This window comes from Stenotrophomonas sp. RG-453, assembly GCF_033843685.1.
Lineage (GTDB): Bacteria > Pseudomonadota > Gammaproteobacteria > Xanthomonadales > Xanthomonadaceae > Stenotrophomonas > Stenotrophomonas bentonitica_A.
In genome coordinates this window covers 180,299-206,428 of record NZ_JAMYED010000008.1, presented here as the reverse complement: position 1 = coordinate 206,428, position 26,130 = coordinate 180,299, and the positions used below count along the sequence as shown (strand labels likewise).

At 66.9% G+C, this 26,130-nt stretch carries 25 protein-coding genes; 13 read left to right on the top strand and 12 right to left on the bottom strand.

Annotation, left to right across the window (positions count from 1 at the left end):
* Positions 1-16: 16 nt before the first annotated feature.
* The 4 genes from mlaD to NJD74_RS16280 are packed head-to-tail and all read left to right on the top strand — an operon-like array spanning position 17 to position 2,504.
* Positions 17-544, top strand: coding sequence for an outer membrane lipid asymmetry maintenance protein MlaD (gene mlaD / locus NJD74_RS16295; RefSeq protein WP_019183994.1), 528 nt, complete (start codon positions 17-19; stop codon positions 542-544).
* Positions 541-1,203 carry an ABC transporter substrate-binding protein gene (locus NJD74_RS16290; protein WP_019183995.1) on the top strand — a complete coding sequence of 221 codons (663 nt, stop codon included), beginning with the start codon at positions 541-543 and terminating at the stop codon, positions 1,201-1,203. The genes mlaD and NJD74_RS16290 overlap by 4 nt, the downstream gene beginning before the upstream one ends.
* On the top strand, positions 1,193-1,504 hold the full coding sequence (locus tag NJD74_RS16285; protein ID WP_019183996.1) for an STAS domain-containing protein: 312 nt from the start codon (positions 1,193-1,195) through the stop codon (positions 1,502-1,504). Before NJD74_RS16290 ends, NJD74_RS16285 begins: the two co-directional genes overlap by 11 nt.
* Position 1,505: 1 nt before the next feature.
* Complete coding sequence (locus tag NJD74_RS16280; protein ID WP_070474156.1) at positions 1,506-2,504, top strand: VacJ family lipoprotein; 999 nt, start codon at positions 1,506-1,508, stop codon at positions 2,502-2,504.
* 56 nt (positions 2,505-2,560) lie between these two features.
* On the opposite strand, the gene NJD74_RS16275 is transcribed toward NJD74_RS16280, so the two are convergent.
* The 4 genes from NJD74_RS16275 to NJD74_RS16260 all read right to left on the bottom strand — a co-directional run bounded on the left by NJD74_RS16275 (position 2,561) and on the right by NJD74_RS16260 (position 6,261).
* Positions 2,561-3,121, bottom strand: coding sequence for a glutathione peroxidase (locus NJD74_RS16275; protein ID WP_070474157.1), 561 nt, complete (start codon positions 3,119-3,121; stop codon positions 2,561-2,563).
* A gap of 56 nt (positions 3,122-3,177) precedes the next feature.
* On the bottom strand, positions 3,178-3,546 hold the full coding sequence (locus NJD74_RS16270; protein WP_070474159.1) for a hypothetical protein: 369 nt from the start codon (positions 3,544-3,546) through the stop codon (positions 3,178-3,180).
* Positions 3,547-3,632: 86 nt separating this feature from the next.
* Positions 3,633-5,216 carry a DNA recombination protein RmuC gene (rmuC, locus tag NJD74_RS16265; RefSeq protein ID WP_070474161.1) on the bottom strand — a complete coding sequence of 528 codons (1,584 nt, stop codon included), beginning with the start codon at positions 5,214-5,216 and terminating at the stop codon, positions 3,633-3,635.
* Between the two features lie 37 nt (positions 5,217-5,253).
* The gene (locus NJD74_RS16260; protein ID WP_070474163.1) at positions 5,254-6,261 is read right to left on the bottom strand and encodes a zinc-binding alcohol dehydrogenase family protein; all 1,008 of its coding nucleotides are present in this window, start codon (positions 6,259-6,261) and stop codon (positions 5,254-5,256) included.
* Positions 6,262-6,352: 91 nt separating this feature from the next.
* Between NJD74_RS16260 and NJD74_RS16255 the strand changes: the two genes are divergently transcribed.
* The 3 genes from NJD74_RS16255 to NJD74_RS16245 all read left to right on the top strand — a co-directional run bounded on the left by NJD74_RS16255 (position 6,353) and on the right by NJD74_RS16245 (position 8,550).
* The gene (locus NJD74_RS16255; RefSeq protein WP_319624577.1) at positions 6,353-7,276 is read left to right on the top strand and encodes a LysR family transcriptional regulator; all 924 of its coding nucleotides are present in this window, start codon (positions 6,353-6,355) and stop codon (positions 7,274-7,276) included.
* Between the two features lie 60 nt (positions 7,277-7,336).
* Positions 7,337-7,963: a leucine efflux protein LeuE gene (gene leuE / locus NJD74_RS16250; protein ID WP_070474168.1), complete on the top strand. Its 627-nt coding sequence runs from the start codon at positions 7,337-7,339 to the stop codon at positions 7,961-7,963.
* A gap of 185 nt (positions 7,964-8,148) precedes the next feature.
* Entirely contained in the window at positions 8,149-8,550 is a 402-nt protein-coding gene (locus NJD74_RS16245; protein WP_070474169.1) for a hypothetical protein, read from the top strand.
* Here NJD74_RS16245 and NJD74_RS16240 read toward each other — a convergent pair.
* A complete protein-coding gene (locus tag NJD74_RS16240; protein WP_319624576.1) occupies positions 8,516-9,415 on the bottom strand; it encodes a LysR family transcriptional regulator in 900 nt (299 codons plus the stop codon). The two genes, NJD74_RS16245 and NJD74_RS16240, sit on opposite strands and share 35 nt — an antisense overlap.
* 100 nt (positions 9,416-9,515) lie before the next feature.
* On the opposite strand from NJD74_RS16240, the gene NJD74_RS16235 reads away from it, so the two are divergent.
* The gene (locus NJD74_RS16235; protein ID WP_319624575.1) at positions 9,516-10,511 is read left to right on the top strand and encodes an aldo/keto reductase; all 996 of its coding nucleotides are present in this window, start codon (positions 9,516-9,518) and stop codon (positions 10,509-10,511) included.
* A gap of 236 nt (positions 10,512-10,747) precedes the next feature.
* Positions 10,748-12,160, top strand: coding sequence for an amino acid permease (locus tag NJD74_RS16230; protein ID WP_019184038.1), 1,413 nt, complete (start codon positions 10,748-10,750; stop codon positions 12,158-12,160).
* 130 nt (positions 12,161-12,290) lie between these two features.
* On the opposite strand, the gene NJD74_RS16225 is transcribed toward NJD74_RS16230, so the two are convergent.
* Both NJD74_RS16225 and NJD74_RS16220 read right to left on the bottom strand, forming a co-directional pair.
* A complete protein-coding gene (locus NJD74_RS16225; protein WP_319624574.1) occupies positions 12,291-13,541 on the bottom strand; it encodes a dipeptidase in 1,251 nt (416 codons plus the stop codon).
* 118 nt (positions 13,542-13,659) lie between these two features.
* The gene (locus NJD74_RS16220; protein ID WP_313211278.1) at positions 13,660-14,829 is read right to left on the bottom strand and encodes a class I SAM-dependent rRNA methyltransferase; all 1,170 of its coding nucleotides are present in this window, start codon (positions 14,827-14,829) and stop codon (positions 13,660-13,662) included.
* A 414-nt stretch (positions 14,830-15,243) separates the two neighbouring features.
* Here NJD74_RS16220 and NJD74_RS16215 point away from each other — a divergent pair, with 414 nt between their 5' ends.
* Both NJD74_RS16215 and NJD74_RS16210 read left to right on the top strand, forming a co-directional pair.
* Positions 15,244-16,203, top strand: coding sequence for a TerC family protein (locus tag NJD74_RS16215; RefSeq protein ID WP_070474178.1), 960 nt, complete (start codon positions 15,244-15,246; stop codon positions 16,201-16,203).
* Positions 16,204-16,300: 97 nt separating this feature from the next.
* Entirely contained in the window at positions 16,301-17,083 is a 783-nt protein-coding gene (locus tag NJD74_RS16210) for a rhomboid family intramembrane serine protease (RefSeq protein WP_261997925.1), read from the top strand.
* A gap of 113 nt (positions 17,084-17,196) precedes the next feature.
* On the opposite strand, the gene NJD74_RS16205 is transcribed toward NJD74_RS16210, so the two are convergent.
* The 5 genes from NJD74_RS16205 to rpmH form a co-directional block, all read right to left on the bottom strand.
* Entirely contained in the window at positions 17,197-18,249 is a 1,053-nt protein-coding gene (locus tag NJD74_RS16205; RefSeq protein WP_319624588.1) for a glycerophosphodiester phosphodiesterase, read from the bottom strand.
* A 134-nt stretch (positions 18,250-18,383) separates the two neighbouring features.
* Positions 18,384-19,727 carry a tRNA uridine-5-carboxymethylaminomethyl(34) synthesis GTPase MnmE gene (mnmE, locus tag NJD74_RS16200; RefSeq protein ID WP_319624573.1) on the bottom strand — a complete coding sequence of 448 codons (1,344 nt, stop codon included), beginning with the start codon at positions 19,725-19,727 and terminating at the stop codon, positions 18,384-18,386.
* 107 nt (positions 19,728-19,834) lie between these two features.
* Positions 19,835-21,532 (bottom strand): membrane protein insertase YidC, encoded by a 1,698-nt coding sequence (yidC, locus tag NJD74_RS16195; RefSeq protein WP_019184045.1) that lies wholly within the window; start codon positions 21,530-21,532, stop codon positions 19,835-19,837.
* Positions 21,532-22,023 (bottom strand): ribonuclease P protein component, encoded by a 492-nt coding sequence (gene rnpA, locus NJD74_RS16190; protein ID WP_019184046.1) that lies wholly within the window; start codon positions 22,021-22,023, stop codon positions 21,532-21,534. The genes yidC and rnpA overlap by 1 nt, the downstream gene beginning before the upstream one ends.
* A gap of 5 nt (positions 22,024-22,028) precedes the next feature.
* Positions 22,029-22,169 carry a 50S ribosomal protein L34 gene (rpmH, locus tag NJD74_RS16185; RefSeq protein ID WP_006404565.1) on the bottom strand — a complete coding sequence of 47 codons (141 nt, stop codon included), beginning with the start codon at positions 22,167-22,169 and terminating at the stop codon, positions 22,029-22,031.
* Positions 22,170-22,422: 253 nt separating this feature from the next.
* Between rpmH and dnaA the strand changes: the two genes are divergently transcribed.
* Entirely contained in the window at positions 22,423-23,757 is a 1,335-nt protein-coding gene (gene dnaA, locus NJD74_RS16180) for a chromosomal replication initiator protein DnaA (RefSeq protein WP_046272260.1), read from the top strand.
* Positions 23,758-24,033: 276 nt separating this feature from the next.
* Complete coding sequence (dnaN, locus tag NJD74_RS16175; RefSeq protein ID WP_319624572.1) at positions 24,034-25,134, top strand: DNA polymerase III subunit beta; 1,101 nt, start codon at positions 24,034-24,036, stop codon at positions 25,132-25,134.
* The last annotated feature ends 996 nt before the right edge of the window (positions 25,135-26,130 follow it).

The window sequence follows — 26,130 nt, the reverse complement described above, 5'->3', positions numbered from 1 at the left end:
AACAGTGAGATATCCCATGGCCATCCGCGGTCCCAGACTCGAATTTTCCGTCGGCGCGTTCCTGCTGCTGGCGCTGGCCTCGCTGCTGGTGCTGGCCGTGGCCTCCACCAATCAACGGTGGGGCACCGGCGGCAGCGGCTACGAACTCAAGGCGCGCTTCACCCAGATCGGCCAGCTGCGCAAGCAGGCGCCGGTCAAGATCGGCGGCGTGACCATCGGCCAGGTCTCGGGCATCGAACTGGATCCCCAGAAGTTCGACTCGATCGTGACCCTCAAGCTGGACGGCAAGTTCAAGGATCTGCCGGCCGACACCTCGGCCGGCATATTCACCAGCGGTTTGCTCGGCGAGAGCTATATCGGTCTGCAGCCGGGCGGTGACCCGGATGTGCTCAAGTCCGGCGACGAGATCGTCTTCACCCAGCCGGCGGTGGACCTGCTCCAGCTGGTCGGCAAGTACATGTTCAGCGGTCCGGCCAATACCGGTGGCGCTGACTCCCACGATGGCAACGGCGCGCCTGCGCCTGCAACGGAACCGCAACCATGAAAAAGACCCTGATCCCGGCGCTGCTGGCCTCGGCCCTGCTCGCCGCCACGCCCTCGCTCTCCTTCGCCCAGGCCGCTCCCGCTGCCGCTGCCGCCCAGCAGGGCCAGGCCAGCAAGGCGGTGATGGACGCCAGCACCCGCATCCTGACCTCGCTGCAGCAGCGCCGCACCGAGTTCCGGGCCAACCCGGCCGTGCTGCGTGACTTCATCAACAGCGAGCTCAACAAGACCTTCGACCGCGACTACGCCGCCCGCCTGGTGCTGGGCGTGCACGGCCGCGGCGCCTCCGATGCCGACGTCAAGCTGTTCGCCGATGCGATGGCCGACAACCTGATGCAGCGCTACGGTTCGGCCCTGCTCGAGATCCAGGGCAAGCCGACCTTCCGCCTGAAGAGCGAGTCGCCGCTGCCGGGCAACCGCGGCGTGCGCGTGTCCACCGAGCTGATCCGCGCCGGCAACGAGCCGACCCCGGTCGACTACCTGATGCGCAACGTCAACGGCCAGTGGAAGATCTTCGATGTGATGATCGAAGGCATTTCCTACGTGCAGACCTTCAAGACCCAGTTCGACGCCCCGCTGCGCCAGAAGTCGATCCAGCAGGTCGCCACCGAACTGCGCAACGGCAGCATGCAGGCCGGGCAGGCCCCGCGTGGCAAGTAACAGCGCCAGCGTGCAGCGCAACGGTGCCTCGCTGGTGTTCAGTGGGGTGCTCGACCGCGCGGCGGTGACGGCCCTGTGGCCCTCGCTGGCCGCGCTGGACGGCGTGCAGCAGTTGGATCTGGCGGCGGTGAGCAAGCTGGACAGTGCCGGCCTGGCCCTGCTGGCCGAGCTGGCCGCACGCCTGCGTGCAAACGGGACCGCGCCGACGATCATCGGCAGCCCGGACGGTTTCACCGACCTCAGTGCCGCCTACCGGCTGGCACCCACCCTGGATTTCCATGCCCTTTCTGCGGCGAGCTGACATGAACGTCATACGCACCCTCCCCCTCCTCGTGCTGGCGCTGGCCCTGAGCGCCTGTGCCGGCAAACCCGCACGCGACAGCGCACCGGTCAGCGTCGAGGTCGCCCCTGCGGCGGCACCGGTGGCCGATGTGGCCGACACGCCCGTGGTACCGGCCGACGCCGTCGCCGACAGCACGGCCCCGGCCGCGCAGGCCGGTACCGACCCGGCGGCGGAACCGGCCACGGCCGGCACCGCGCCGACCAACGCCGAGGACGACTTCGCTGCGTTGTACGGCGGGCCCGCCCCGAGCGCGGATGGCACCGAGCCCAGCGGCACCCCGTACGATCCGTGGGAACCGTTCAACCGCAAGGTGCACAGCTTCAACAACGTGGTCGACCGTGCGGTCGCACGCCCGCTGGCGGTGGCCTACACCAATGTGGTGCCGCGCTTCGCCCGCACCGGCGTGAGCAACTTCTTCAGCAACCTGCGCGCACCGGTGACGATCACCAACCAGCTGCTGCAGGGCCGTCCGGACGATGCCTGGGACAGCCTGGGCCGCTTCCTGATGAACTCCACGCTGGGTATCGGCGGGCTGTTCGATCCGGCCAGCAAGGCCATGGTGCCGCGTCGCAAGGAAGACTTCGGTCAGACCCTGGGCACGTGGGGCTGGCGCCGTTCGCGCTACGTGGAGCTGCCGTTCTTCGGCCCGCGTACCGTGCGCGATGTGTTCGGCCTGGCCGGCGACATGCCGCTCTCGCCGATCCGCACGATCGAAGAGGACAAGATCCGCATCGGCCTGCAGGGCCTGCAGCTGGTGGACATGCGTTCGCAGCTGCTGGCGGTCGATGACATGCGCGACAACGCCGTGGACGAGTATTCGCTCGTGCGCGATGCATGGCTGCAGCGCCGCAACTACCAGATCGAGAACGACCTGCGTGGCAAGCATGCGCGCGGCAAGGACGATCCGGACGCCCCGATTCCGGTCGATGCGATGCCGATGCCGAACTGGGGTAACTGATCCCCCACGAGAAAGCCCCGCCGAAGCGGGGCTTTTTTTGTTCCCGCGTCAGCCGATCAGGCCGCCAGCGCGGCGTCGATCGCGGCCACCAGACGGGTATCGTCGGCCGGCACGTCCGGGGCGAAGCGCGCGATGACCTGGCCGTCGCGGCCGATCAGGAACTTCTCGAAGTTCCACAGCACGCCCGGGGCGGCATTGACCACCAGCTCGGGGTACTTGGCCACGGCGCCCTGCAGCTTTTCGCGCATCGGGCCTTCGCCGGTGGCGGTCGGCTGCGCGGCGGTCAGCTGCTGGTACAGCGGATGGGTGTCCTCACCGGCCACGCTGATCTTGGCGAACATCGGGAAGCTGACGTTGTACTCGAGCTGGCAGAACTGCTGGATGTCCGCTTCGCTGCCCGGTTCCTGGGCCAGGAAGTTGTTGGCGGGGAAGCCCAGCACTTCCAGGCCGGCGGCCTGCTTGTCGGCGTACAGCGCCTGCAGACCTTCGTACTGCGGGGTCAGGCCGCACTTGGAGGCGACATTGACCACCAGCAGCACCTTGCCGCGGTAATCGGCCAGCGAGGTCGGCTGACCTTCGATGGTGGTGACGGGGATGTCGTAGACGGTCTGGCTCACGGCAGGTTCCTTGCGTTGGATCAGGGGAGGCACAGCATAGCCGTGCCGCGGGAAGCTCAGTCGACGCAGATCGTGCCCAGTGCCACGCCGCCATCGATGCGCTGGCGGCAGCCGAAGTTCTGGCTGACATCACGCTGGCAGACGCCGCGCGCGGCCGTTCCCGGCGCGACATCGCTCGTGGCCAGGCATTGGCCGCTGCAGTCGGCCTTGGCGCTGCAGACCTTGCCGGCATCGGCGTAGGGCACCACGCACTGCACGCGCTGCAGGCGACCCAGCGGCTGCAGACTGCCACCGGCGGCGGTGCATGCGGCAGCGCTCGGTGTGGCGGAGGTGGTCGCCGCGGTGTCGGCAGGGGTATCGACAGGTGGCGTACTGCTGCACCCGGCCAGGGCGAGCAGGAGGGACAGCATCAGGGTCAGGCGCATCGGCGTTCCTTGGAAGGCGGAAGAGAGACAGGGCAGAGCGTGTGCCGCGCAGCATGCGTGATCGCCTGCATGCATGGCGTCGGCGCTCACTCCTGCGCGGCGCTGGTCTCGTCGCCGGCCACGTCCTCGTCCTCGCCGCTCATGTCGCCGAGCAGGTCCTGGGTCTGTTCGCTGCCCAGCGTTTCCACGCTGCGCAGGCGGCGCTCGATGGTGCGCGTCTTGCGGCTGGCTTCACCGAGGCTGCGGCCGACGGTGGTGATCTGCTTCTCGGCTTTTTCCAGGATGCCGGCGAACTTGCCGAACTCACTTTTGACCGCACCGAGCAGGCCCCACACTTCGCTGGAGCGCTGTTCGATGGCCAGCGTGCGGAAGCCCATCTGCAGGCTGTTGAGCAGCGCGGTGACGGTGGTCGGGCCGGCCACCACCACGCGGTGGTCGCGCTGCAGCAGGTCGATCAGGCCGGGGCGGCGGATCACTTCGGCGTACAGGCTTTCGGTCGGCAGGAACATCACCGCGAAATCAGTGGTGTGCGGCGGGGCGATGTACTTGTCGCAGATCGATTTGGCCTGGATGCGGATCGCGCGCTCCAGCTGCGCGCCCTGCACGCGCACCCCCTCGACATCGCCCTGTTCCTGCGCATCGAGCAGGCGTTCGTAATCCTCGCGCGGGAACTTGGAATCGATCGGCAGCCACACCGGCGTGTCTTCGTGGCCACGACCCGGCAGGCGCACCGCGATATCCACGATCTCGTTGCTGTCCGGGCGCACTTTGACGCCGCGCGCGTACTGCTCCTGGGTGAGCGTCTGCTCGAGGATGTTGTCCAGCTGCACTTCGCCCCAGCTGCCGCGGTTCTTGACGTTGGTCAGCACGCGCTTGAGGTCGCCCACGCCGGTGGCCAGCTGCTGCATCTCGCCAAGCCCGCGCTGGACCTGCTCCAGCCGCTCGGAGACCAGCTGGAACGAAGCACCCAGGCGGGTTTCCAAGGTGGTCTGCAGCTTCTCGTCCACGGTCACGCGCATCTGGTCGAGCTTCTCGGCGTTGTCGCTCTGCAGGCTCTTGAGCTGCTGCTCGAGCGTGGCGCGCATCTCGCCGATACGCTGCTCGTTGCGCTGGGTCATTTCCTGCAGGCGCAGGCCCAGCGATTCACCCAGGCGCTGCTGCGACTGCCCGGTTTCCTCGCGGCCCAGGCGCGCGTCTTCGGCCAGGGCCTGGCGCAGCGCGGCCATGTGGCTGTCGGTGCGGGTGGTCAGGTCCACCAGCTGCTGGCCGAACGCTTCAATGCGCGCCTGCTGCTGTTGCCCGAATGCTTCCAGCTGCGCACGCACTTCCTGCATGCGCAGTGCCAGCAGGTCGCCGGTGCGCTGCTGGCTGAGCGTGCTTTCCTCGCGGGCCTTGCGCGCGTCTTCACCGAGCGCATCGCGCAGCAGGTCCAGGCGCTGGTCGGTGCGGGTGGAGAGATCGGTCAGCGCGCGCGCGAAACTCTCCAGCCGGGCATCCTGCTGGCGGCCCAGGCCTTCGAGCTGCTCACGCAGTTCGCTGCGGCCGACCCGCGCTTCCTCGCGCAGGGTCTGTTCGAGGCCGCCGTTGCCGGAACGCCGCAGCAGCGCGAGCAGCTGCAGCACGAGGACGGCACACACCAGGCCGCCGAGAATGAGGAATTCGGTTTGCATGCGCCAAGTGTAGGCCGCGGCGGTCTCATTGGCTGCGTCAGAACCCTTCGAGCACGAGCTTGCCGCGCGCGCGGTGGCTCTCGATCAGGGCGTGCGCCTGACGCAGGTTGGCGGCGTTGATGCGGCCGTAGTGTTCGCCCAGCGTGGTGCGCAGCACGCCCGCGTCGATCAGCGCGGCGACGCGCTCGAGCAGCTCGTGCTGGCGCTGCACGTCGGGGGTGTTGAAGCTGGAGCGGGTGAACATCGATTCCCAGTGCAGCGACAGGCTCTTGCGCTTGAGTGCCATCACATCGAGCTGGCCCGGGTCGTCGATCAGCGCCAGCTGGCCCTGCGGGGCGAGCGCGGCGACGATCTGGTCGTAGTGCTGGTCGGTATGGGTCAGGCTGGCGACGTGGCTGACCTCGGCGATCCCCAGGCGCTGCAGGCCTTCGCCCAGCGGCTGGGTGTGATCGATCACATGGTGCGCGCCCAGCGCGTAGACCCAGTCCTGGGTGTCCGGGCGCGAGGCGGTGCCGATCACGGTCAGGCGGGTCAGCTGGCGGGCCAGCTGGACCAGGATCGAGCCGACGCCACCGGCCGCGCCGATCACCAGCAGGGTCTGGCCTTCACCGCCGTTCTCGGGGATGCGCAGGCGGTCGAACAGCAGCTCCCAGGCCGTGATCGCGGTGAGCGGCAGCGCCGCGGCGGCAGCGTCATCCAGGCTGGCCGGCTTGTGCCCGACGATGCGCTCGTCCACCAGCTGGTACTCGGCATTGCTGCCGGCGCGGCCGATCGCACCGGCATAGAAGACCGCGTCGCCGGGCTGGAACAGGGTCACCTCGTCACCGACCGCATCCACGATGCCGACCGCGTCGAAACCGAGGACGCGCGGCTCGGTTACCGCCACGCCGTTGCGGACCTTGGTATCGACCGGGTTCACCGAGATCGCCCGGACCTCGACCCGCAGGTCGCGTGGGCCAGGCGTGGGGATCGGCAGGGTGATGTCCACCAGCGCGGCGGGGTCGCTGATCGACAGGCCATGCTGGGTATAGGCGACGGCTTTCATCGGGGGGAGATCCGTTGGGGAAGACGGACAGACTGCGCTTCACGGCCAAGCGGAGAAAGGCGCAAAATCGGGCAGCACTTTCACTCCAGGAATGAAAATGGTCCGGTTTGACGATCTCGCCCTGTTCGTCCGCACGGCGGCGCTGGGCAGCTTCTCCAACGCCGCGCGCGAGGCCGACCTGCTGCCCGGCCAGGTCGCGGCGGCGGTGGCGCGGCTGGAGCGCGAGCTGGACCTGCGCCTGTTCGTGCGCTCCACCCGCAGCCTGCGCCTGACCGCCGAGGGCGCGCTGTATCTGCCCTACGCGCAGGAGGTGCTGGCCGCGCTGCGCGAGGGCGAGGCCCGAGTGCGTGGCGAGGATGCCGAGCTGCGCGGCACGCTGCAGGTGGCGGCGCCATCGGACCTGGGCCGCAACCTGCTGCTGCCGTGGCTGACCGAGTTCCGCGCCGCGCACCCGAAGCTGCAGCTGCGCCTGCAGTTGTCCGACCAAGTGGCCGATGTGTTCCGCGATCCGGTCGACATCGCCTTCCGCCTGGGCCGGTTCGACAACGCCAGCTATGTCGCCCTGCCCCTGCTGCCCGGCAATCGGCGGGTGCTGGCCGCCTCACCGGACTACCTGGCCCGGCACGGCACGCCGGACAGCCTGGACGCGTTGAAGGAGCACCACTGCCTGCTCTACCAGCTGGCCGGGCGTGCGTATGACCGCTGGAGCTTCGAGGCCGATGGCCGCCGCACGGTGATCCCGGTGCGCGGCAACATGGTCTGCGACGATGCCGACGTGGTCCGGCGGTGGGCGGTGGCGGGGGAAGGCATCGTGTTCAAGTCGTGGCTGGATATCTGCGCCGATGTGCAGGCCGGGCGCCTGCAGGTGCTGCTGGACGGGGCCGGCGACAGCCTGCCGTTGAACCTGGTGTGCCCGCACCGCAAGCAGTTCTCCCCGGCGATCCGCCAGCTGCATGCGATGTTCGAACAACGGCTGCAGCCGCTGCTCGCCGGGTTGCCGGCCGGCGCGCGCTGACGCTATCGCCCGGCGCGCGGCTGCCGGACAATGCCCCTTCCCCGTAGTCGAGTCGCCGCCATGCCGTGGATGGGCATCCAGGATCTGTGGACCTTTGTTGCTGCCGTGCTGGTGTTCCTGGCCCTGCCGGGCCCAGGCACCTTCACCCTGCTCACCGCCACCGGGCGCGGCGGGGTGCGCGGCGGTTACACAGCGCTGTTCGGCCTGCTGCTGGGCGACCAGATCCTGATGTGGCTGGCGGTAGCCGGTGTGGCGGCGCTGCTCAAGGCCAACCCGCTGGTGTTCCACGCGGTGCAGTACCTCGGCGCGGCGTACCTGGTGTGGATCGGCATCGGCCTGCTGCGCGCACCGCGCGCCCAGGGCGAGGAAGGTGGGATCCGCCTCACGCCGGGCCACTACTTCCGCCAGGCGGTGCTGATCAACCTGCTCAACCCGAAGGCGATCATCTTCTACATGGCCTTCCTGCCGCTGTTCATCGATCCGGCACGGCACCAGGGTGTGGTGACGTTTGCGACCATGGCGCTGATCATCTTCGTCATGGGGCTGGCCTACTGCTCGGTGCTGATCGGGGTGGGCAACCTGCTGCGCCGTCGGATTCTGCAGCACCCGCGTGTCGGGCTTTGGCTGAGGCGCGTGGCGGGGGTGTTCCTGGTCGGGTTCGGTGTGCGGCTGGGCGTGAGCGGCTGAGCCCTTGCACGCAAGCGTGGTGCACGACGACAGCGCGCGTCGCGTTCGGCCGCGGATAGGCAGCATCATCGCGACGCTCGGTTTTCATTCAAACATTGAGATTCCCCTGCGTACCGGCGAGGTGTCCAATCGGCGCCATCGTCCAACGTCGCCTCACCGGCGCGTGCGCAACACTGCGGGGACCCATGCCGCCACCTGTCTACTTCGTGCAGCACCTGAGCGGTCATGACGAGCGCCTGCTCGGCATGCACACCCGGCGCATCGATCTGGCCCATCCCGCCGTGACCCGCATCGTCGCGGGGCTTCAGCCGCTGGACCGGATCGATCTGCGTACGTGCCTGTTCGACTGCCACGCCAGCCTGGTGCTTGGGCTGCGCCATCGCATCGCCGAGGCCGAAGCGGCGGCGCAGGGCTGGCGTCTGTTCGATGCCGACGGCGTGTTGTGCTGCAAGCGCTTCCCCGGGGATGCGCAGGTGATCTATCCCCAGGGCCATCCACCGCAGGCAGACTGGGCACGCGCCCTGCTGCCCGGCACCGGCCCAGCCGCGCGCGTCAGCGCCGCATCACCTCACGCAGGTGGTCGATGAACACCCGCAGCTTGGGCGCCATCTGGTCACGTGCCGGGTAGTAAAGGTGGAAACCGGCGAACGGCTGCTGCCAGTCCTGCAGCACGCACTGCAGCCGGCCGGCCGCCACATCGCCGGCGTACAGCGCCTCGAACCCCTGGGCCAGGCCAATGCCCCGGGTGACGGCGGCATGGATCAGCCCGGCGTCGTTGAACACCAGCCGGCCCGCCACCTCGACCTCGAAATCGCGACCCTCGCCGGTGAACTCCCACGCCATCCGCCGGCCGGTGCTGAGCCGGTGCACGATGCACTCGTGCGCGACCAGGTCGGCCGGGGTCGCGGGCACGCCGTGCATGGCCAGATAGTCCGGCGTGGCCACCACCACCTGGCGTTCCAGCGGCCCGATCGGCACCGCGATCATGCCGCGGGCCAGGCTTTCGCCCAAGCGGATCCCCGCGTCGAAGCCGCCGGCGACCAGATCGGTCAGCGCGGTTTCCACGAACAGCTCCACCTCGATCTGCGGGTAACGCGCCAGGAAGCCGGGCAGGTGCGGCAGCACCAGCAGTTCGGCAGCGATCCGCGGCACGTTGATGCGCAGCTTGCCGGCGGGGACATCGCGCACCTGGTCCAGGTCGTCGAACGCGGCGTCGATCCGGGCCAGGCCCTCGCGTACCTGCGCCAGGAAGCGTGCGCCCTGCTCGGTCAGGCCGACCCGGCGCGTGGTCCGGTGCAGCAGCCGCACGCCAAGGTGGGCCTCCAGCGCACGCACCGTCTGCGAGAGCGCCGAGGGCGATACGCCCAGCTCGTCGGCGGCCCGGGTGAAGCTGGCATGGTGCGCGACGCGGGCGAAGGCAACCACGGCGGGCAGGGGATGCTGAGCGCTCATTGTGAAGGCTTGCTTCAAAGACGATGCAGGAGCGGCCAGTTTATCCACATAGTCCGCAGGAGGATGCTGGTCCTGTTCCTTCCCTTCCCCGGAGTACTTCATGCAGACCCGCACCCTTGGCCGTGATGGCCCCACCGTTTCCGCGCTCGGCCTGGGCTGCATGGGCATGAGCGCCTTCTATGGCGGCCGCGGCAGCGATGCCGACGCGATCGCGGTCATCCACCGCGCGCTGGAACGCGGCGTCACCCTGCTCGACACCGCCGACATGTACGGCCCGCACACCAACGAGGTGCTGGTCGGCAAGGCGATCGCCGGCCGTCGCGACCAGGTGTTCCTCGCCACCAAGTTCGGGATCAGGCTGGAGCCGAGCGACACCGCCGCGCGCAGCGTCGATGGCCGCCCCGAGTACGTGATCGCCGCCTGCGAGGCCAGCCTGCAGCGGCTGGGCGTGGACCACATCGACCTGTACTACCAGCACCGCGTGGACGGCACGGTGCCGATCGAGGACACCGTGGGGGCGATGGCGCGGCTGGTCGAACAGGGCAAGGTGCGCTTCCTCGGCCTCTCCGAAGCCTCGGCCGGCACGATCCGCCGCGCCCATGCGGTGCATCCGATCACCGCGGTGCAGACCGAGTACTCGCTGTGGTCGCGCGATCCGGAAGACAACGGCGTGCTGGCGACGGTGCGCGAGCTCGGCATCGGCTTCGTGCCGTACTCGCCGCTGGGCCGTGGCTTCCTGACCGGCGCGATCCGCAGCCCGGCCGATTTCGACGCCGATGACTACCGCCGCCATTCGCCGCGCTTCCAGGGCGAGAACTTCGACCGCAACCTGGCGCTGGTCGATGCGGTTACGGCGATGGCCAACGCCAAGGGCGTGAGCCCCGGGCAGCTGGCCCTGGCCTGGGTACTGGCGCAGGGCGAGGACCTGGTACCGATCCCGGGTACCAAGCGCCTGGCGTATCTGGACGAGAACCTGGGCGCGCTGCAGGTGCAGCTCAGCGCCGACGAGCTGGCCCGCATCGACGCCCTCTTCCCGGCCAATGCCGCCGCCGGCCCGCGCTATGTCCCCGCGGCGATGGCGACATTGAACCGCTGAGATCCACCGGCCAGCAGCGTGCGCGGCAGCCAGACCGCGTTCGGCGACGACATCCGGTGCCGTGACCGGTACCGGATGTCACAGGGATGAGTGCCCGGACTTTGTGCTGGTTTCGTCACCTTCGCCCCAGTCATGGCGACCGTGCGGCTGCTTACGACGCTTGGCAGTAGTAATGCTGCGCCGCGTTCGGTAAAACTCGCAGACTTGTCGTTCACAGTCATCCACCGCGAGGCCCCATGTCATTGCTCCGGCGCAAGTCCCTAGACACTGTCACCGTCCATGAAGCCGGCAGGCAACTGATCCCGACCCTGAGTTGGCCGCACCTGATCGCGCTGGGCATCGGCGCCATCGTCGGCACCGGCATCTACACCCTGATCGGTGTCGGCGCGAACCTGGCCGGGCCGGCGGTGTTGATCTCGTTTGCCATCGCCGGCGCGGTCTGCGCCTGCGCGGCGCTGTCCTATGCCGAACTGGCCACGATGATGCCGGCCGCCGGCAGCGCCTACACCTACAGCTATACCGCGCTCGGCGAGATGGTGGCCTGGGTGGTGGGCTGGAGCCTGATCCTGGAGTACTCGCTGGTGGTCAGCACGGTGGCGGTGGGGTGGTCCGGCTACGCGGTCGGCTTCCTGCACGGCTGGGGCATCGACCTGCCCTTGATGCTCACCGCCGGCCCGCACGTGGAAGGCGGTTTCATCAACCTGCCGGCCGTGCTGATCACCTTCCTGGTGGCCGGCATGCTGATGGCCGGGACCAAGGAGAGTGCGACGCTCAACGCGGTGCTGGTGGTGGTCAAGATCATCGCGCTGACCGTGTTCGTGGCGATCGCCCTGCCGCACTTCGATACCGGCCACATGGAGCCGTTCATGCCGTTCGGCTTCGTCAAGTCGCTGGGCGCCGATGGCGTCGAGCGCGGAGTGATGGCGGCCGCGGCGATCATCTTCTTCGCGTTCTACGGCTTCGATGCGATCTCCACCGCGGCCGAAGAAACCAAGAAACCCGAGCGCGACCTGGCGATCGGCATCATCGGCTCGATGGTCGGCTGCACCATCATCTACGTGCTGGTGGCGCTGGCCGCCGTGGGTGCGATGAGCTACACGATCTTCGGCCAGAGCGCCGAGCCGCTGGCACTAATCCTGCGCGAGCTGGGCAGCCCGGGCGCGGCCAAGTGGATCGGCGCGGCGGCGGTGATCGCCCTGCCGACCGTGCTGCTGGCCTTCCTGTATGGCCAGAGCCGCATCTTCTTCGTCATGTCGCGCGATGGCCTGCTGCCGCGTGGCCTGTCCAAGGTCAGCGCGCGCACCGGCACCCCGATCGCGACCACGCTGTTCACCGCGGTGCTGGTGGCCGCGCTGGCCGGTGTGGCACGCCTGGATGAAATCGCCGCACTGGCCAACGCCGGCACGCTGGCCGCGTTCACCGCGGTGGGCCTGTGCCTGGTGGTGCTGCGCAAGCGCGAGCCCAACCGCGTGCGCAAGTTCCGCACGCCGCTGGCCTACGTGGTCGGCCCGCTGGCGGTGATCGGCTGCGTGTACCTGTTCTTCAGCCTGCCGAGCACCACGCAGTTGTACTTCCTGGCGTGGAACGTCGTGGGCCTGATCGCCTACTTCGCCTATGGCCGCCGCAATGCGGTGCTGGGCAAGGGCTGAGCTATCGCGCCGGCCACCGGGCCGGCGATGAGATGACCGGGTGTGAAAAAGGCAGGCCCAAGGCCTGCCTTTTTCGTTGTTGGCAGCGGTGACGACGCCCTGCCGGGCAGCGCGCGACGCGCCACTGGCCTCAGGGTTTCGCGGCCGCGGCCTTGGCGGCATGATCGTGCGCCTGCTGCATGACGCGCAGCAGGTTGCCGCCCCAGATGCCGGCGATCTGCTGCTCGGTGTAACCCTTGCGCAGCAGCCACGCAGTGATCTTGGGCAACTGGCTTACGTCCTGGAGATCGGCCAGGCCACCGCCGCCATCCCAGTCCAGGCCGATGCCTGCGTGTTCGGGGCCGACCACCTTGAGGATGTGCTCGAAGTGGGCGAAGAAATCGTCCAGCGTGGCCTTGCGCAGCGGGATGCGCTGGTCGATCTCCTCCAGCCCCTTCTTCAGCGCGACCCCCTGCTGGATGCTCATCCCGTCGTAATCGGTGCCGAGCTGCGCCATCAGCGCCGTCTCGGCCGCTTTGCGCGCCTCGCTTTTGCCGGTGTCGATCAGGTAACCGCCATAGGCGTTGACCTGGATCACGCCGCCGGCCTTGGCCAGCCGCTTCAGGCGCGCATCGTCGAGGTTGCGCGGATGGTTGTAGATCGCCTTGGCCGAGCTGTGCGAGAGCACGAACGGCACCGGCATGCGCTCGATCAGATCATCGAACACCGCATCGGAGGCATGCGATTGATCGATCACGATCCCCAGACGCACCGCTTCATCCACCAGCGCCTTGCCGGCCGGGCTCAGGCCCTTCCATTCGGCGCCCTTGGGATCGGTGGCCGAATCGGCGAACTCGTTGTTGGCGAAGTGCACGGTGCTGAGCAGGCGCAGGCCGGCCAGGTGGTAGTAGCTGAGCAGCGTGGGATCGTCGACCAGCGGGCTGGCGTTCTCCATGCTGATGTAGACCACGCGCTTGCCGGCGGCCTTGATGCGCGCGGCATCGGCGGCGGTCAGCGCGAGCTGGAAGGTATCCGGATGCGCGGCGAGCATCTCGCGGATTTCCGTCAGCCGCAGCAGGCCGGCATCGCGGTCGTGCTGGTGCGCCTGCGCACTGCGGTCGCCCTGGTCGGTGTAGATGGCCCAGAAACCGCCATCCAGCGCGCCTTCCACCATGCGCGGGTAATCCACTTGCGACAGCGCGTTGTGGTCGTGCCGCTGGGTGATGTCGAAGCCGTCACGGTGGAAGTTGGCCGGTGTATCGAGGTGGCTGTCCAAGGTCAGCAGCCGCTGCTGCAGCCTGGACGCCCTGGCCAGTTCCTGCGGGGTGAATTCGATCGCGTGGGCGGCCAGTGGCGTGCACAACGCCAGCGAAACCAGCAAAGACAGACTGCGCAACGTCATGACGCCTCACCTTGGTTGTAGAGCCACGCCATGCGTGGCTGGGCTTGATCTGGCCCGCGAAGCCACGCATGGCGTGGCTCTACGGTCCCGGGTTCAACGGGTCTGGCCCGGACAGACCTCAATCCACCACGCGGCAGAACACCGCCTTGAGATACCGCGATTCCTGCACGTGGGCCATGAACGGGTGATCCGGACCGGCGCCGGCCACCTTCAGGATCTGGATGGTGCGGCCGGCGTAGAAGGCGGCGCGGCGCAGCATGTCCAGGAACTGATCTTCGGCCACCAGGCCGGTGCACGAGAACGTGGCGAGCAGGCCACCGGGCTTGACCACCCCCAGCGCCAGCTTGTTCATGTCCAGATACTTCTTCAGCGCGGTGATGACCTGATCGCGGTCGCGGGTCATCTTGGCCGGGTCCAGGATCACCACGTCGAACTGCTCGCCGCGGTTGGAAGCATCGCGCAGCCACGGGAAGATGTCGGACTGGATGAACTTCGGGCGCACGTTGTTGAGCTTGGCGTTGCCCTTGGCGATGGCGATCACGTCTTCATCGATGTCGATGCCGACCACCTCGGCCGCACCGCGCGCGGCGGCGTACACCGCAAAGCCACCGGTGTTGCAGCACAGGTCCAGCACGGTCTTGCCTTCCACCTGCTGGCTCAGCCATTGGCGGTTCTCACGCTGATCGGCGAAGAAGCCGGTCTTGTGCGCACCGGCCGGGTCGGCGCGGAACTTCACGCCGTACTCGGTGATCACCGAGGCTTCGGTGGTGGTGTTGCCGTGGAAGTCGAAGCTTTCCTGCTTCTGCACGTGTTCGTCGGCGAAGCTGTGGAAACGGCAGCCCGGGAATTGTTCGCGCAGGGCTTCATACACCCACTCGCGGTGGCGGAACATGCCGGCGGCGAAGAATTCGACCACGACCAGGTCGCCATAGCGATCCACGACCAGGCCGGACAGACCGTCACCTTCGCTGTGGACCACGCGCCAGGCATCGGAGATCTCGTCCAGCTTGAGCACCTCACGGCGCAGCGACACCGCCTGGGCGATCTTGCGCGAGAACCAGCCGGCGTCGACCGGGATGCCCTGATCGGTCTCCAGGATGCGCACGGCAATGCGCGAATGACCGTTGTAGAAGCCACGCCCGATCCACTCGCCGTCCACGCCGACAACGTCGACGATGGCACCGGGTTTGGGACGGACGGCCGGCTTTTCGACCAGTTTCTGGAAGATCCACGGGTGGCTGGAGCGCCAGGCGTTCTTGAGGCGGACAACGGGGGCAGGGGTATTCATGGGCGTATTGTAAACGGGAAGCCTGCAGCCCTCGGCGCTGGGAGCGACGCCGCTGGCGCTCTGGTGGTGACGGCCGCTGGCCGTCAGCGCGCTAAACCCGGCCGCTACGTGGTTGACGGCCAGCGGCCGTCACTACCGGTTGGGGCGTTTCGTTCAGCCGCACCGGGGCATGGAAAGGATTTGACGTCGGCCCAGGCACCCCGCAGAATCGGCCCCAGAAGGGGAGTAGCTCCCAGACGTTGTCGCCGTCAATTCGAGCCCGCAGGCTCCGGTGCAACGGCAGTCCCACCCATCGGGACTGCGAGCGAGACCTTCGCCGTATGGCGAAGCTCTGTCCCTGGATCCCCCCGATCCTCCGTTGCAGATCCTCGCCATCCGGCTTGAGGCAATCTATTTTTCCAACGGATAAACCCAATGCAGACGATCGGTAATGTGTGGTTGTGGGGCGGCTTCGGCGCGGTGGTGATCATCGCGCTGCTGGTCGACCTCGTCCTGATGCGACACGGCGGCCCCCACAAGGTCACCTTCAAGGAGGCCCTGTGGTGGTCCATCGGCTGGGTCGCCCTGGCCCTGGCCTTCAACGGTGGCCTCTGGTATTACCTGAACGAGACTGCCGGCCAGGTGGTGGCCAACAAGGTCGGCCTGGAGTTCCTGACCGGTTACCTGGTCGAGAAAGCCCTGGCCGTGGACAACATCTTCGTGTTCCTGATGATCATGGGCTACTTCGCGGTGCCCGAGGAACAGCGCCAGAAGGTGTTGATCATCGGCATCCTGGGCGCGATCGTGCTGCGTACGATCATGATCTTCGCCGGCAGCGTGCTGCTGACCAAGTTCCACTGGCTGCTCTATGTGTTCGGCGCGTTCCTGCTCTTCACCGGCTGGAAGATGTGGTTCTCAGCCGGCAGCGAGCCGGATCTGGAGACCAACCCCGCCCTGCGCTGGATGCGCAAGCACCTGCGCCTGCTGCCCGACTACGCCGGCAATGCCATGAGCGTGATGCGCGATGGCAAGCGCTGGTTCACCCCGCTGTTCGTGGTGCTGATCCTGATCGCGGTCACCGACGTGATCTTCGCGGTGGACTCCATCCCGGCGATCTTCGCCATCACCACCGACCCGTTCATCGTGCTGACCTCCAATGTCTTCGCGGTGCTGGGCCTGCGGGCGATGTTCTTCCTGCTGGCCGGCATGGCCGATCGCTTCCACCTGCTGCCGTACGGCCTGGCCCTGGTGCTGGCCTTCATCGGCATCAAGATGATGCTGATCGACCTCTTCAAGATCCCCACCCCGATCTCGCTGGGTGTGGTGGCGGTGATCATCGCCGCGACCGTGGTGCTGAGCCTGAAGAATCCGCCGAAGGAAGGCGGCCACGCCTGACCGACCGTGCCGCCTGCGGGATTGTCCCGCAGGCGGTACCTCTCTCTCCCACGGCGTTGCCCTTGTGTTCATCCGGGGCGGCGCCATCCCTAAGGGTATGAACGCCAACCTGCCCCAGCCCACCGGCGCGCCGCCGGTCCCCTCCCGCAACGACCGTGGTGGTGTACTGCGGGCGTTCAACCTGAGCCTGGCCTTCGTGCTGCTGCTGGTGGCGGTGTATACCGCCCAAGGCCACTTCGACTGGCGTCCGTGGGCGGTTGCCCCGCTGGACAAGGCCGGCCTGCTCGGCATTCTCGGTGCACCGCTGCTGCACGGTTCGATCCAGCACCTGGGTGCCAATGCGGCGGCCCTGCTGATCCTCGGCACCCTGGCCGGCAGCGTCTATCCCAACGCAACGCTGCGGGCGCTGCCCCTGCTGTGGCTCGGTTCGGGACTCGGTGCCTGGCTGCTCGGCGATCTGGGCAGCCGCCATCTCGGTGCCAGTGGCATCACCCACGGCCTGATGTTCCTGGTGTTCGTACTTGGCCTGCTGCGCCGCGACCGGCCGGCCATCGCCGCCGGGCTGATCGCGTTCCTGTTCTACGGCAGCATGCTGCTCACCATCCTGCCGCACGAGCCGGGCGTGTCCTGGCAATCGCATATGGGCGGTGCCTTTGCCGGCATCATCAGCGCGCTGCTGTTCCGCCTCTCCGACCCGATGGCGCCGCGCAAACGCTACAGCTGGGAGGATGAGGAAGAGGACGAGCTCGAGGCAGCGCGCGACGCCGATCTGGAGCCGCCCTCCCCGACCCGCGTGCCGGTGCTGTGGCAACCGCGCGAGGGCCGCGACTTCGTGGTGCTGCCGTTCCGGCGGCGCGATGAAGGGTCATCGCTGGATTGACCGGCGACGCCATCTGATGGCATGCCGGGGTAGAGCCACGCCATGCGTGGCTGCCGTGCGCCGGACATTCCGATATCGCGCCGATCACGATCGTACCGACCAACGGTCGGTACCTACCGGCTCGCCGGTGCGCCATCCCCATCCACCGCACGCCTGCCCAGCGCCGGGTCATCGGTGAAGAAGGCATCGATGCCGGTGGCCAGATAGGCCCGCATCTCGGCGACCGAACCTTCCGCGTTGCGGGTATTCGGCTCGCCGCTGCGGAACTCCGCGGCCTGGAAGTAGTTTTCCGGCCGGAACGTATACGGCACCACCATCAAGCCGACCGCATGCGCATCACGCACCAGGGAGGTCGGGGTGCCGAGCTTCCCCTGCGCGTCCAGCGGAATGACCATGCGCAGGCTCGGGCCGATGCCGTCGGCATAGGTGGCCACGTCGCGCAGCCCGGCCGGGGTGATCAGGTCGGCATAGCGCTGGCGGCCCTTGGCGGCCAGCACGTCACCGGGCTGCTGCGCGGGATCGCCGAGCAGCTGCAGCAAGCGGATGTTGCTGTCGCGGCCGAGCTTGTCACGCAGGTAACGCAGGTTGCCGATCTCGAAGGACTGGATCGTCACCGGCGCCACGCGCGTGTAGGCGTTGCCCTGGAGCGCGGCGACCACCTTGTCTTCCATCGGCAGGCCGATGCTGGTGAAGTAGGTGCCGTGCTTGATCTCCGGCACCAGCCCGATGCCGCGGTTGGCGCGGCCGGCCTGCTGCACCAGGAAGGCGATGATCTCGTCCAGCGTGGCGATGCGGAACTGGCCGTCGAAGGCGGTGCTGCGCAGCTGCGGCAGGCGCTCGCGGGCGTACAGCGTTTTCAGCTCGGCCAGGGTGAAGTCTTCGGTGAACCAGCCTTCGATGCGCTCGCCGTCGATGGTCTTGACGGTCCTGCGGCTGGCGAACTCGGGGTGCGCGGCCACATCGGTGGTGCCACCGATCTCGTTCTCGTGGCGCGATACCAGCACGCCGTCCTTGGTCATCACCAGGTCCGGCTCGATGTAGTCGGCGCCATCGGCGATGGCCTGCGCGTACGCGGCGAGCGTGTGCTCGGGCAGCAGCGCACTGGCGCCGCGGTGGCCGTAGACGGCGGCCTTGGCCGGCGTGGAGGAAGACGATTCAGCGCTCATGGCCACCGATGGTGCCACGGCCAGCGACACCAGCAACACACACCCCCACAACGGCTTGGACACTGCAGATCCCTGTCGATAAAGAACCGGGTCAGTCTGCTGCAGGGGTGTGACAGCGCGAAGAAAGGCGCCGCCTACTTCCCGATGCAGAAGCTGGAGAAAATGCGCCCGAGCAGATCATCGGCGCTCATCCGCCCGGTGATCTCGCCCAGCGCCTCATGGGCCAGGCGCAGTTCCTCGGCGGCCAGTTCCAGGTGCTCGAGGACCAGTTCCGATTCGGCGCGCTCGGCATGGCCGATGGCCTGGCTGATCGCCTCCACATGGCGGGCACGCGCGGAGAACTCGCCGTCCACGCTGTCGCCGGCACTGCCGCTGGCCAGCGCGCGCAGGCGGGCGTGCAGCTGATCCAGGCCGACGCCGGTGGCGGCCGAGACATGCACCACGTCCGCAGCGGCGTCGGACGGGATCGCGTCCAGCAGATCACTCTTGTTGTGGATCCACAGCTGCTGCGGCACCTCGGCGATGCTGTCGCCCACCGCGTCGCGGCCCGCCTGCGGGTCGCGCGCATCGACCACCACGATGGCCAGGTCGGTGCGCTGCATCTCCGCGCGCGCCCGGCGCATGCCTTCGCGCTCGATGGCATCCCCGCCTTCGCGCAGGCCGGCGGTGTCGACCAGGGTCAGTTCCAGCCCATCGATACGGATGGTTTCGCGCAGGGTGTCGCGGGTGGTGCCGGCGATGTCGGTGACGATCGCCCGCTCGCTGCCGGCCAACGAGTTGAGCAGCGAGCTCTTGCCGGCGTTCGGCGGGCCCACCAGCACCGCGTGCAGACCATCGCGCAGCTTGCGCCCGCGTTCGGCATCGTCGCGCAGCCGGATCAGTGCCTGCAGCGCGGTGACCAGACCGCTGCGCACCTGGGCGCCGCCGAGGGTATCCAGGGGTTCGTCGGCGAAATCGATCGCCGCTTCCACGTGGATCCGCAGCAGAACAAGCTGTTCTGCGACCTCGTCCACGCGGCGCGAGAACACGCCATCCAGCGAGCGGCGGGCCGCGCGCGCTGCGCGGGTATCGCTGGCAGCGATCAGGTCGGCGATCGCCTCGGCCTGGGCCAGGTCGAGCTTGCCGTTGAGGAAGGCGCGCTCGCTGAACTCACCGGGTCGTGCCTGGCGTGCGCCCAAGGCGATGCAACGCGCGACCAGCTGCTGCAGCACCACCGGGCTGCCATGCCCCTGCAGCTCCACCACTTCTTCGCCGGTGAAGCTGTTCGGGGCCGGGAACCACAGCGCGATGCCATCGTCGATCACCTCGCCCGCCGCATCGCGGAAGCGCGCGTAGTGCGCGTGCCGCGGCTGCATCGCGCGCACGCCGATCGCCTCGGCGATGGGGCGCGCCTGCGGGCCGGACAGCCGCAGCATGCCCACGCCGCCTGCGCCGGGCGCGGTGGCGATGGCCACGATGGTGTCGGGGGCATGGGTCATGTCGGGCTCACTGCAGCGTGCGGGGAATCAGGGGCATTCTACGGACCGCACGGATGCGCGGGCCGCAGATGCAGGAAACCCGCCTTGCGGCGGGTCTCCTGTGCAGCTTACTTCTTGGCGGTGACGACCGGCAGCGGGTCGCTGCCGTGGCGCTTGGTCATCCACCACTGCTGGAGCAGGCCCAGGCCACCGTTGACGACCCAGTACAGCACCAGACCGGACGGCATGAAGGCCATCATGACGCCGAACACCAGCGGCATCAGCTGCATCATCTTGGCCTGCATCGGGTCCATGCCCGGCGCCGGGGTCAGCTTCTGCGTGGCCCACATCACCGCCACGTTGATCACCGGCAGGATGAAGTACGGGTCACGTGCGGTCAGATCCTGGATCCAGCCCAGCCAGGGGGCCTGGCGCAGTTCCACCGATTCCACCAGCACCCAGTACAGCGCGAAGAAGATCGGCATCTGGATGAGGATCGGCAGACAGCCGCCCATCGGGTTGATCTTCTCTTTCTTGTACAGCTCCATCATCGCGGTCTGGAACTTCTGGCGGTCATCGCCATAGCGTTCCTTGAGCTGCGCGATGCGCGGCTGGAAGCGACGCATCTTGGCACCGGACTTGTACTGCACGGCCGAGAGCGGATACAGCACCAGCTTCAGCAGCACCACCAGGCCGACGATGGCCCAGCCCCAGTTGTCGACCACCTTGTGAACCTGGTTCAACACCCAGAACAGGCCCTGGCCGATGATCGCCATCAGCGAGAAGCGGCTGTAGTCGACCACGCGGTCCAGGCCCTTCACGTCTTCCTTGGCGATCAGGTTGACCAGCTTCGGGCCGACCCACAGGCGGGCTTCGGTGCTGACCTGCTGGCCCGGGGCCACGGTGAAGGCCGGGCCACGCGCTTCGATCTGGTCGCGGCCGTTGTTCTGCGCCAGCGAGTACTGCGCGGCCTGGTCGGCCTGCGGAATCCACGCGGTGAAGAAGTGGTGCTGCAGCATCGCCAGCCAGCCGCCGGTGATGGTGCGGTTGAGGTGGCCGTCGTCCAGGTAATCCTTGAACGCGCGACGCTCGTAACCGTCCTGCGGGCTGAACCAGGTCGCGCCGTTGAAGCTGAACGAGTCCGGGTTGGTCATGCTGCGCGAGAGGATGGTCGGGGTGCGGTCCAGGGTGCGGAACACGTAGCCGCTCCACGGGGCGCTGCCACCGTTGACCACTTCATCCTTGACCGTGATCGCGTACTCGTTGCGACCCAGCGAGTAGGTGCGGCGGATGGTCACGCCGTTCGGGCCGGTCCATTCGAACGGCACGGTGACCTCGTCCTGGCCCTTGGCCAGCACGAAGTCGTGGTTGTCGCCGACCAGCTTGAAGCCGTTGGCGGCCGGCACCGGCATGGTCTTGTCTTCACTGATCCAGCCACTGACCGCGCGGTACGGGTGGGTGGCTTCTTCGGTCAGCAGGCGGACCGGCGGGCTGCCTTCTTCCTTGGTCTGCGGGAACTGCAGCAGTTCGGCGTCCAGCACCGTGCCACCGTCCAGCACCAGACGCAGCACGTCGGTGGTGATGGTCACGCGGGCCGGGCCGGCCTCGGTCTGTGCGGCCGGCTGTGCCGCCGGCAGGGAACCGTCAGCCTGGGGCACGGGTGCACCGGGAATGCTGCCGGCAGCCGCACCCGGCACGCTGGCCTGGGTGGTCTGGGCGGCCACGGCCGGGGTCGGCGGCGCGGCTTTGTCGCGGCCCCACTCCATCCACAGCAACACGGCCACCATCAGCCAGGCAAAAATCAGGAAAACGCGGGTCTGGTTCATCAGCGTGCAGGCTCGACGGGGCCGGCACGCAATGCCGGCTCGGACTGGGAAAGGGGTACAACGCCCAGGGGCGGCGGCATTGTGCCGTCCGCGCCCGGCATGGGCAATGCGCCAAGGCGGCGCAGCAGGCGTTCAAAGGCCTGGCGGATATCTGAATTGCTGGCGGTACGGGCGGCGCTGCGGGCAACGACGACGTAATCGCCGGCACTCATCCACGGCCGTAGGTGGCGTGTGGCATCGCGCAGCACACGCTTTACTCGGTTGCGACCCACGGCTCGGGGATCGACTTTGCGCGACACCGCAAGACCCAACCTGGCTGGCGTATCGCTCTTCAGCCAGTGCAGGGTCATCAGCGGATCGGACACACGGCGGGCGCCGTTGAAGACCGTTGTATATTCGGCACGCGTACGAACCCGCGCAGAGCGAGGAAATCGCTTGCGCGGGTCGGAACTGCTCACAGTCAGGATTGCGTCTGCCGCGGGAAGCGGCATTGCAATCAAGCGCTCAGGACTTTACGGCCCTTGGCGCGGCGACGCGACAGGATCTTGCGGCCGTCAGCGGTCTTCATACGGGCACGGAAGCCATGGTCGCGCTTACGCTTGAGGTTGCTGGGTTGGAAAGTGCGCTTGGTGGCCATGCGGGCCTCTATATGAAGGGGACGGAAAGAACCGGAAATTCTATAGACCTCATCGAGGTCCCGTCAAGTGTCTATCACTACGGGAATTCACCGGGCTGTGCAATAGCTGTGGATCGTTTTGTGAATAACTTTGGGACAACCATTCCCGGCCCCCCTCGTCGGTGGTAGTCTGCGCCATCCATTCTTCCCCCCTTCCGGCCTGCGGTGCGGCGCTTTTGTTCGCCTATCCGCTGGCCCCAGACGATTATTGCCGATGGATGCCTGGTCTCGTTCCCTCGAACGCCTCGAAGCGGAGTTTCCGCCCGAGGATGTTCACACCTGGTTGAAGCCGCTGCAGGCAGATCTGCGCGCGGACAGCCTGGTGCTTTATGCGCCGAACGCCTTCATCGTCGACCAGGTGCGCGAGCTGTATCTGCCGCGCATCAAGGAACTGCTGGCGCACTTCGCCGGTTTCGGCGACGTTTTTCTTGAAATCGGCTCGCGTCCGCGCCCGGTGGAGGCGCAGATCGCGCCGATTCCGGGCCTGTCCGCACCGGCGGCACCGGCCGAGCCCCTGGTGCCGTTCGCCGGCAACATGGATTCGCACTACACCTTCGCCAACTTCGTGGAGGGCCGCAGCAACCAGCTGGGCCTGGCCGCGGCGTTCCAGGCGGCGCAGAAGCCGGGCGACCGGGCCCACAACCCGTTGCTGCTGTACGGCGGAACCGGCCTGGGCAAGACCCACCTGATGTTCGCGGCAGGCAATGCGATGCGTCAGGCCAACCCGGCGGCCAAGGTGCTGTACCTGCGTTCGGAACAGTTCTTCAGCGCGATGATCCGTGCGCTGCAGGAAAAAACCATGGACCAGTTCAAGCGCCAGTTCCAGCAGGTGGACGCGCTGCTGATCGATGACATCCAGTTCTTCGCCGGCAAGGACCGTACCCAGGAAGAGTTCTTCCATACGTTCAACGCCCTGTTCGACGGCAAGCAGCAGATCATCCTGACCTGCGACCGGTACCCGCGCGAAGTCGAAGGCCTGGAAGCACGGCTGAAGTCGCGACTGGCCTGGGGCCTGTCGGTGGCGATCGAGCCGCCGGACTTCGAGACGCGTGCAGCGATCGTGCTGGCCAAGGCCCGCGAGCGTGGCACCGATATCCCCGACGATGTGGCGTTTCTGATTGCCAAGAAGATGCGCTCCAATGTCCGCGACCTCGAAGGTGCGTTGAATACCCTGGCCGCACGCGCCAATTTCACCGGCCGTGCGATCACCACTGATTTCGCCCAGGAAACCCTGCGCGACCTGCTTCGCGCCCAGCAGCAGGCGATCAGCATTCCCAACATCCAGAAAACCGTGGCCGACTACTACGGGCTGCAGATCAAGGATCTGCTCTCCAAGCGTCGGACCCGCTCGCTGGCCCGTCCCCGTCAGGTCGCCATGGCCCTGACCAAGGAACTGACCGAGCACAGCCTGCCGGAAATCGGCGACGCCTTTGCCGGCCGGGACCACACCACGGTGCTGCATGCCTGCCGGCAGATCCGGACGTTGATGGAAGCCGACGGCAAGTTGCGGGAAGACTGGGACAAGCTGATCCGGAAGTTGAGCGAATGATGCATGTACGCCGCTAAGGCGTCATCGCATAAAACGGTGCAGAATCCGGTAGTAAGCGAGGTATAGGTTGTGGATAAAAAAGCCGCTCGATTCGGCGGTAAAGTTATCCACACCTTTCCCCACCCCTTGGGGGCTAGTAATGCAGAGGGTTTCGAGGTCAAAAAACCTTTTGTTTACAAAGGCTTAGTCGTGTTTTCCCGCGATTCTGGCCCTACCAGCACCACCAAGCTTTTGATTTATTCCACATTTTTTTAAAGCATAGGGGCACGGAACCACATGCGTTTCACACTGCAGCGCGAAGCCTTTCTCAAGCCGTTGGCACAAGTCGTCAACGTGGTCGAACGCCGCCAGACCCTGCCGGTTCTGGCTAATTTCCTGGTTCAGGTCCAGAACGGACAGCTGTCGCTGACCGGCACGGACCTGGAAGTGGAAATGGTGTCGCGGATCGCGGTGGAAGATGCCCAGGACGGCGAGACCACCATCCCCGCCCGCAAGCTGTTCGAGATCATCCGTGCCCTGCCCGATGGCAGCCGGATCACCGTCTCGCAGACCGGTGACAAGATCACCGTGCAGGCCGGGCGCAGCCGCTTCACCCTGGCAACGTTGCCGGCCAACGACTTCCCGTCTGTCGACGAAGTGGAAGCCACCGAGCGCGTGGCCATCGGCGAAGCGACCCTGAAGGAGCTGATCGAACGCACCGCGTTCGCGATGGCCCAGCAGGACGTGCGCTACTACCTCAACGGCCTGTTGTTCGACCTGCGTGGCGATGCCCTGCGTACCGTGGCGACCGATGGTCACCGCCTGGCGCTGTGCGAAACCGAGCTGGAAAAGGCCAGCGGTGCCAAGCGGCAGATCATCGTGCCGCGCAAGGGCGTGACCGAGCTGCAGCGCCTGCTGGAAAGTGGTGATCGCGAGATCGAGCTGGAAGTCGGCCGCAGCCACGTGCGCGTCAAGCGCGACGATGTGACCTTCACCTCCAAGCTGATCGACGGTCGCTTCCCGGATTACGAGGCTGTCATCCCGATCGGTGCCGATCGCGAAGTGAAGGTCGATCGCGACGCCCTGCGTGCCTCGCTGCAGCGTGCTGCGATTCTGTCCAACGAGAAGTACCGCGGTATCCGCGTGGAAGTCTCGCCGGGCAACCTGAAAATCAGCGCGCACAACCCGGAGCAGGAAGAAGCCCAGGAAGAGATCGAGGCCGATACCACGGTCAGCGACCTGGCCATCGGCTTCAACGTGAACTACCTGCTGGATGCCCTGTCGGCACTGCGCGACGAGCACGTCGTGATCCAGCTGCGTGATTCGAACTCCTCTGCCCTGGTCCGCGAGGCCAGCAGCGAGAAGTCGCGTCATGTGGTGATGCCGCTGCGTCTCTGACCTGGCGCGCTGGTTCCACGTGGAACCGAGTTGTTTGAGAAGCCCGGCACTGCCGGGTTTCTTTTTGGGCTCAAGAAGCGATGTTCCACGTGGAGCATCGTCGTAGCGTTGAACCTTTGGAGATGCTTGGTTCGTCTGCCCGCCCGCCAGCCTGCTTGTCTGACCGGGTATCCGCAAACGCAGGCCTGCTGCATGGGTAGGCGGTGAACGCCGATGTCCATGGTTACCGGCCACGTGGACCAAGCTCGCCACCGGTACACGCGATTCGCATCCCCGCTGCGCTCACAAACCAGTGGCGGTCTTGCGATGGGGTGATCGTTCTCGAACGCAGGTGCAAAAGTGGCTCGGTAGCGCCGCCCGCCGCCAATCTCGCGAATCCTGTTAAGCCGCCACTGCGAACCAGGACAGATTTCTCTCCCGATCTGGAGCGCCGCGACGAGCGGCTTTTCTGCCGCTGAATCACAGCTCTATGCTTTTAAAAACTGTATATAAATCTAAAGCTAGGTGGTGGTGGTAGGGCCAGATTTGGTTGAAAAGTAGGTTAAGTGGTTGGTTACAAAGGGAATTAGGGCCTCGAAACCCCCGGTAAAACAGGGCCTGAGCCTGGGGGTGATCCTGTGGATATCTTTAAAGCCTGTTTCAGGGCTTCTTTTTATCCACAGATTGCCCTTAGGTTGTGCATAACTCATACATGGGGGATGTGGACAGTCTCGTTTGGGTCTGCGCGAGCGTCCTTCATTTCTGACGGGGTGCGCTTCGGCGACGCGCGCAGAATTCAAACAATCCCGCTCGGACGTACTGATCGGGCTGCTGGGCGCCCTGGAAAACGCCGCGGATTTCTTGAAATCTGCAGCACCATGGGCCTGGATGAGCCTCAGAATTGAAGAAATTGAGCGCGTTCTCGAGCCTCCGGGTGGAGGTCGACGGGCATGTTCCACGTGGTACGGCACGCCTGAGTGAGTCCCGTACGCCGCCTCGTCCGCCTTGCACTGCCCT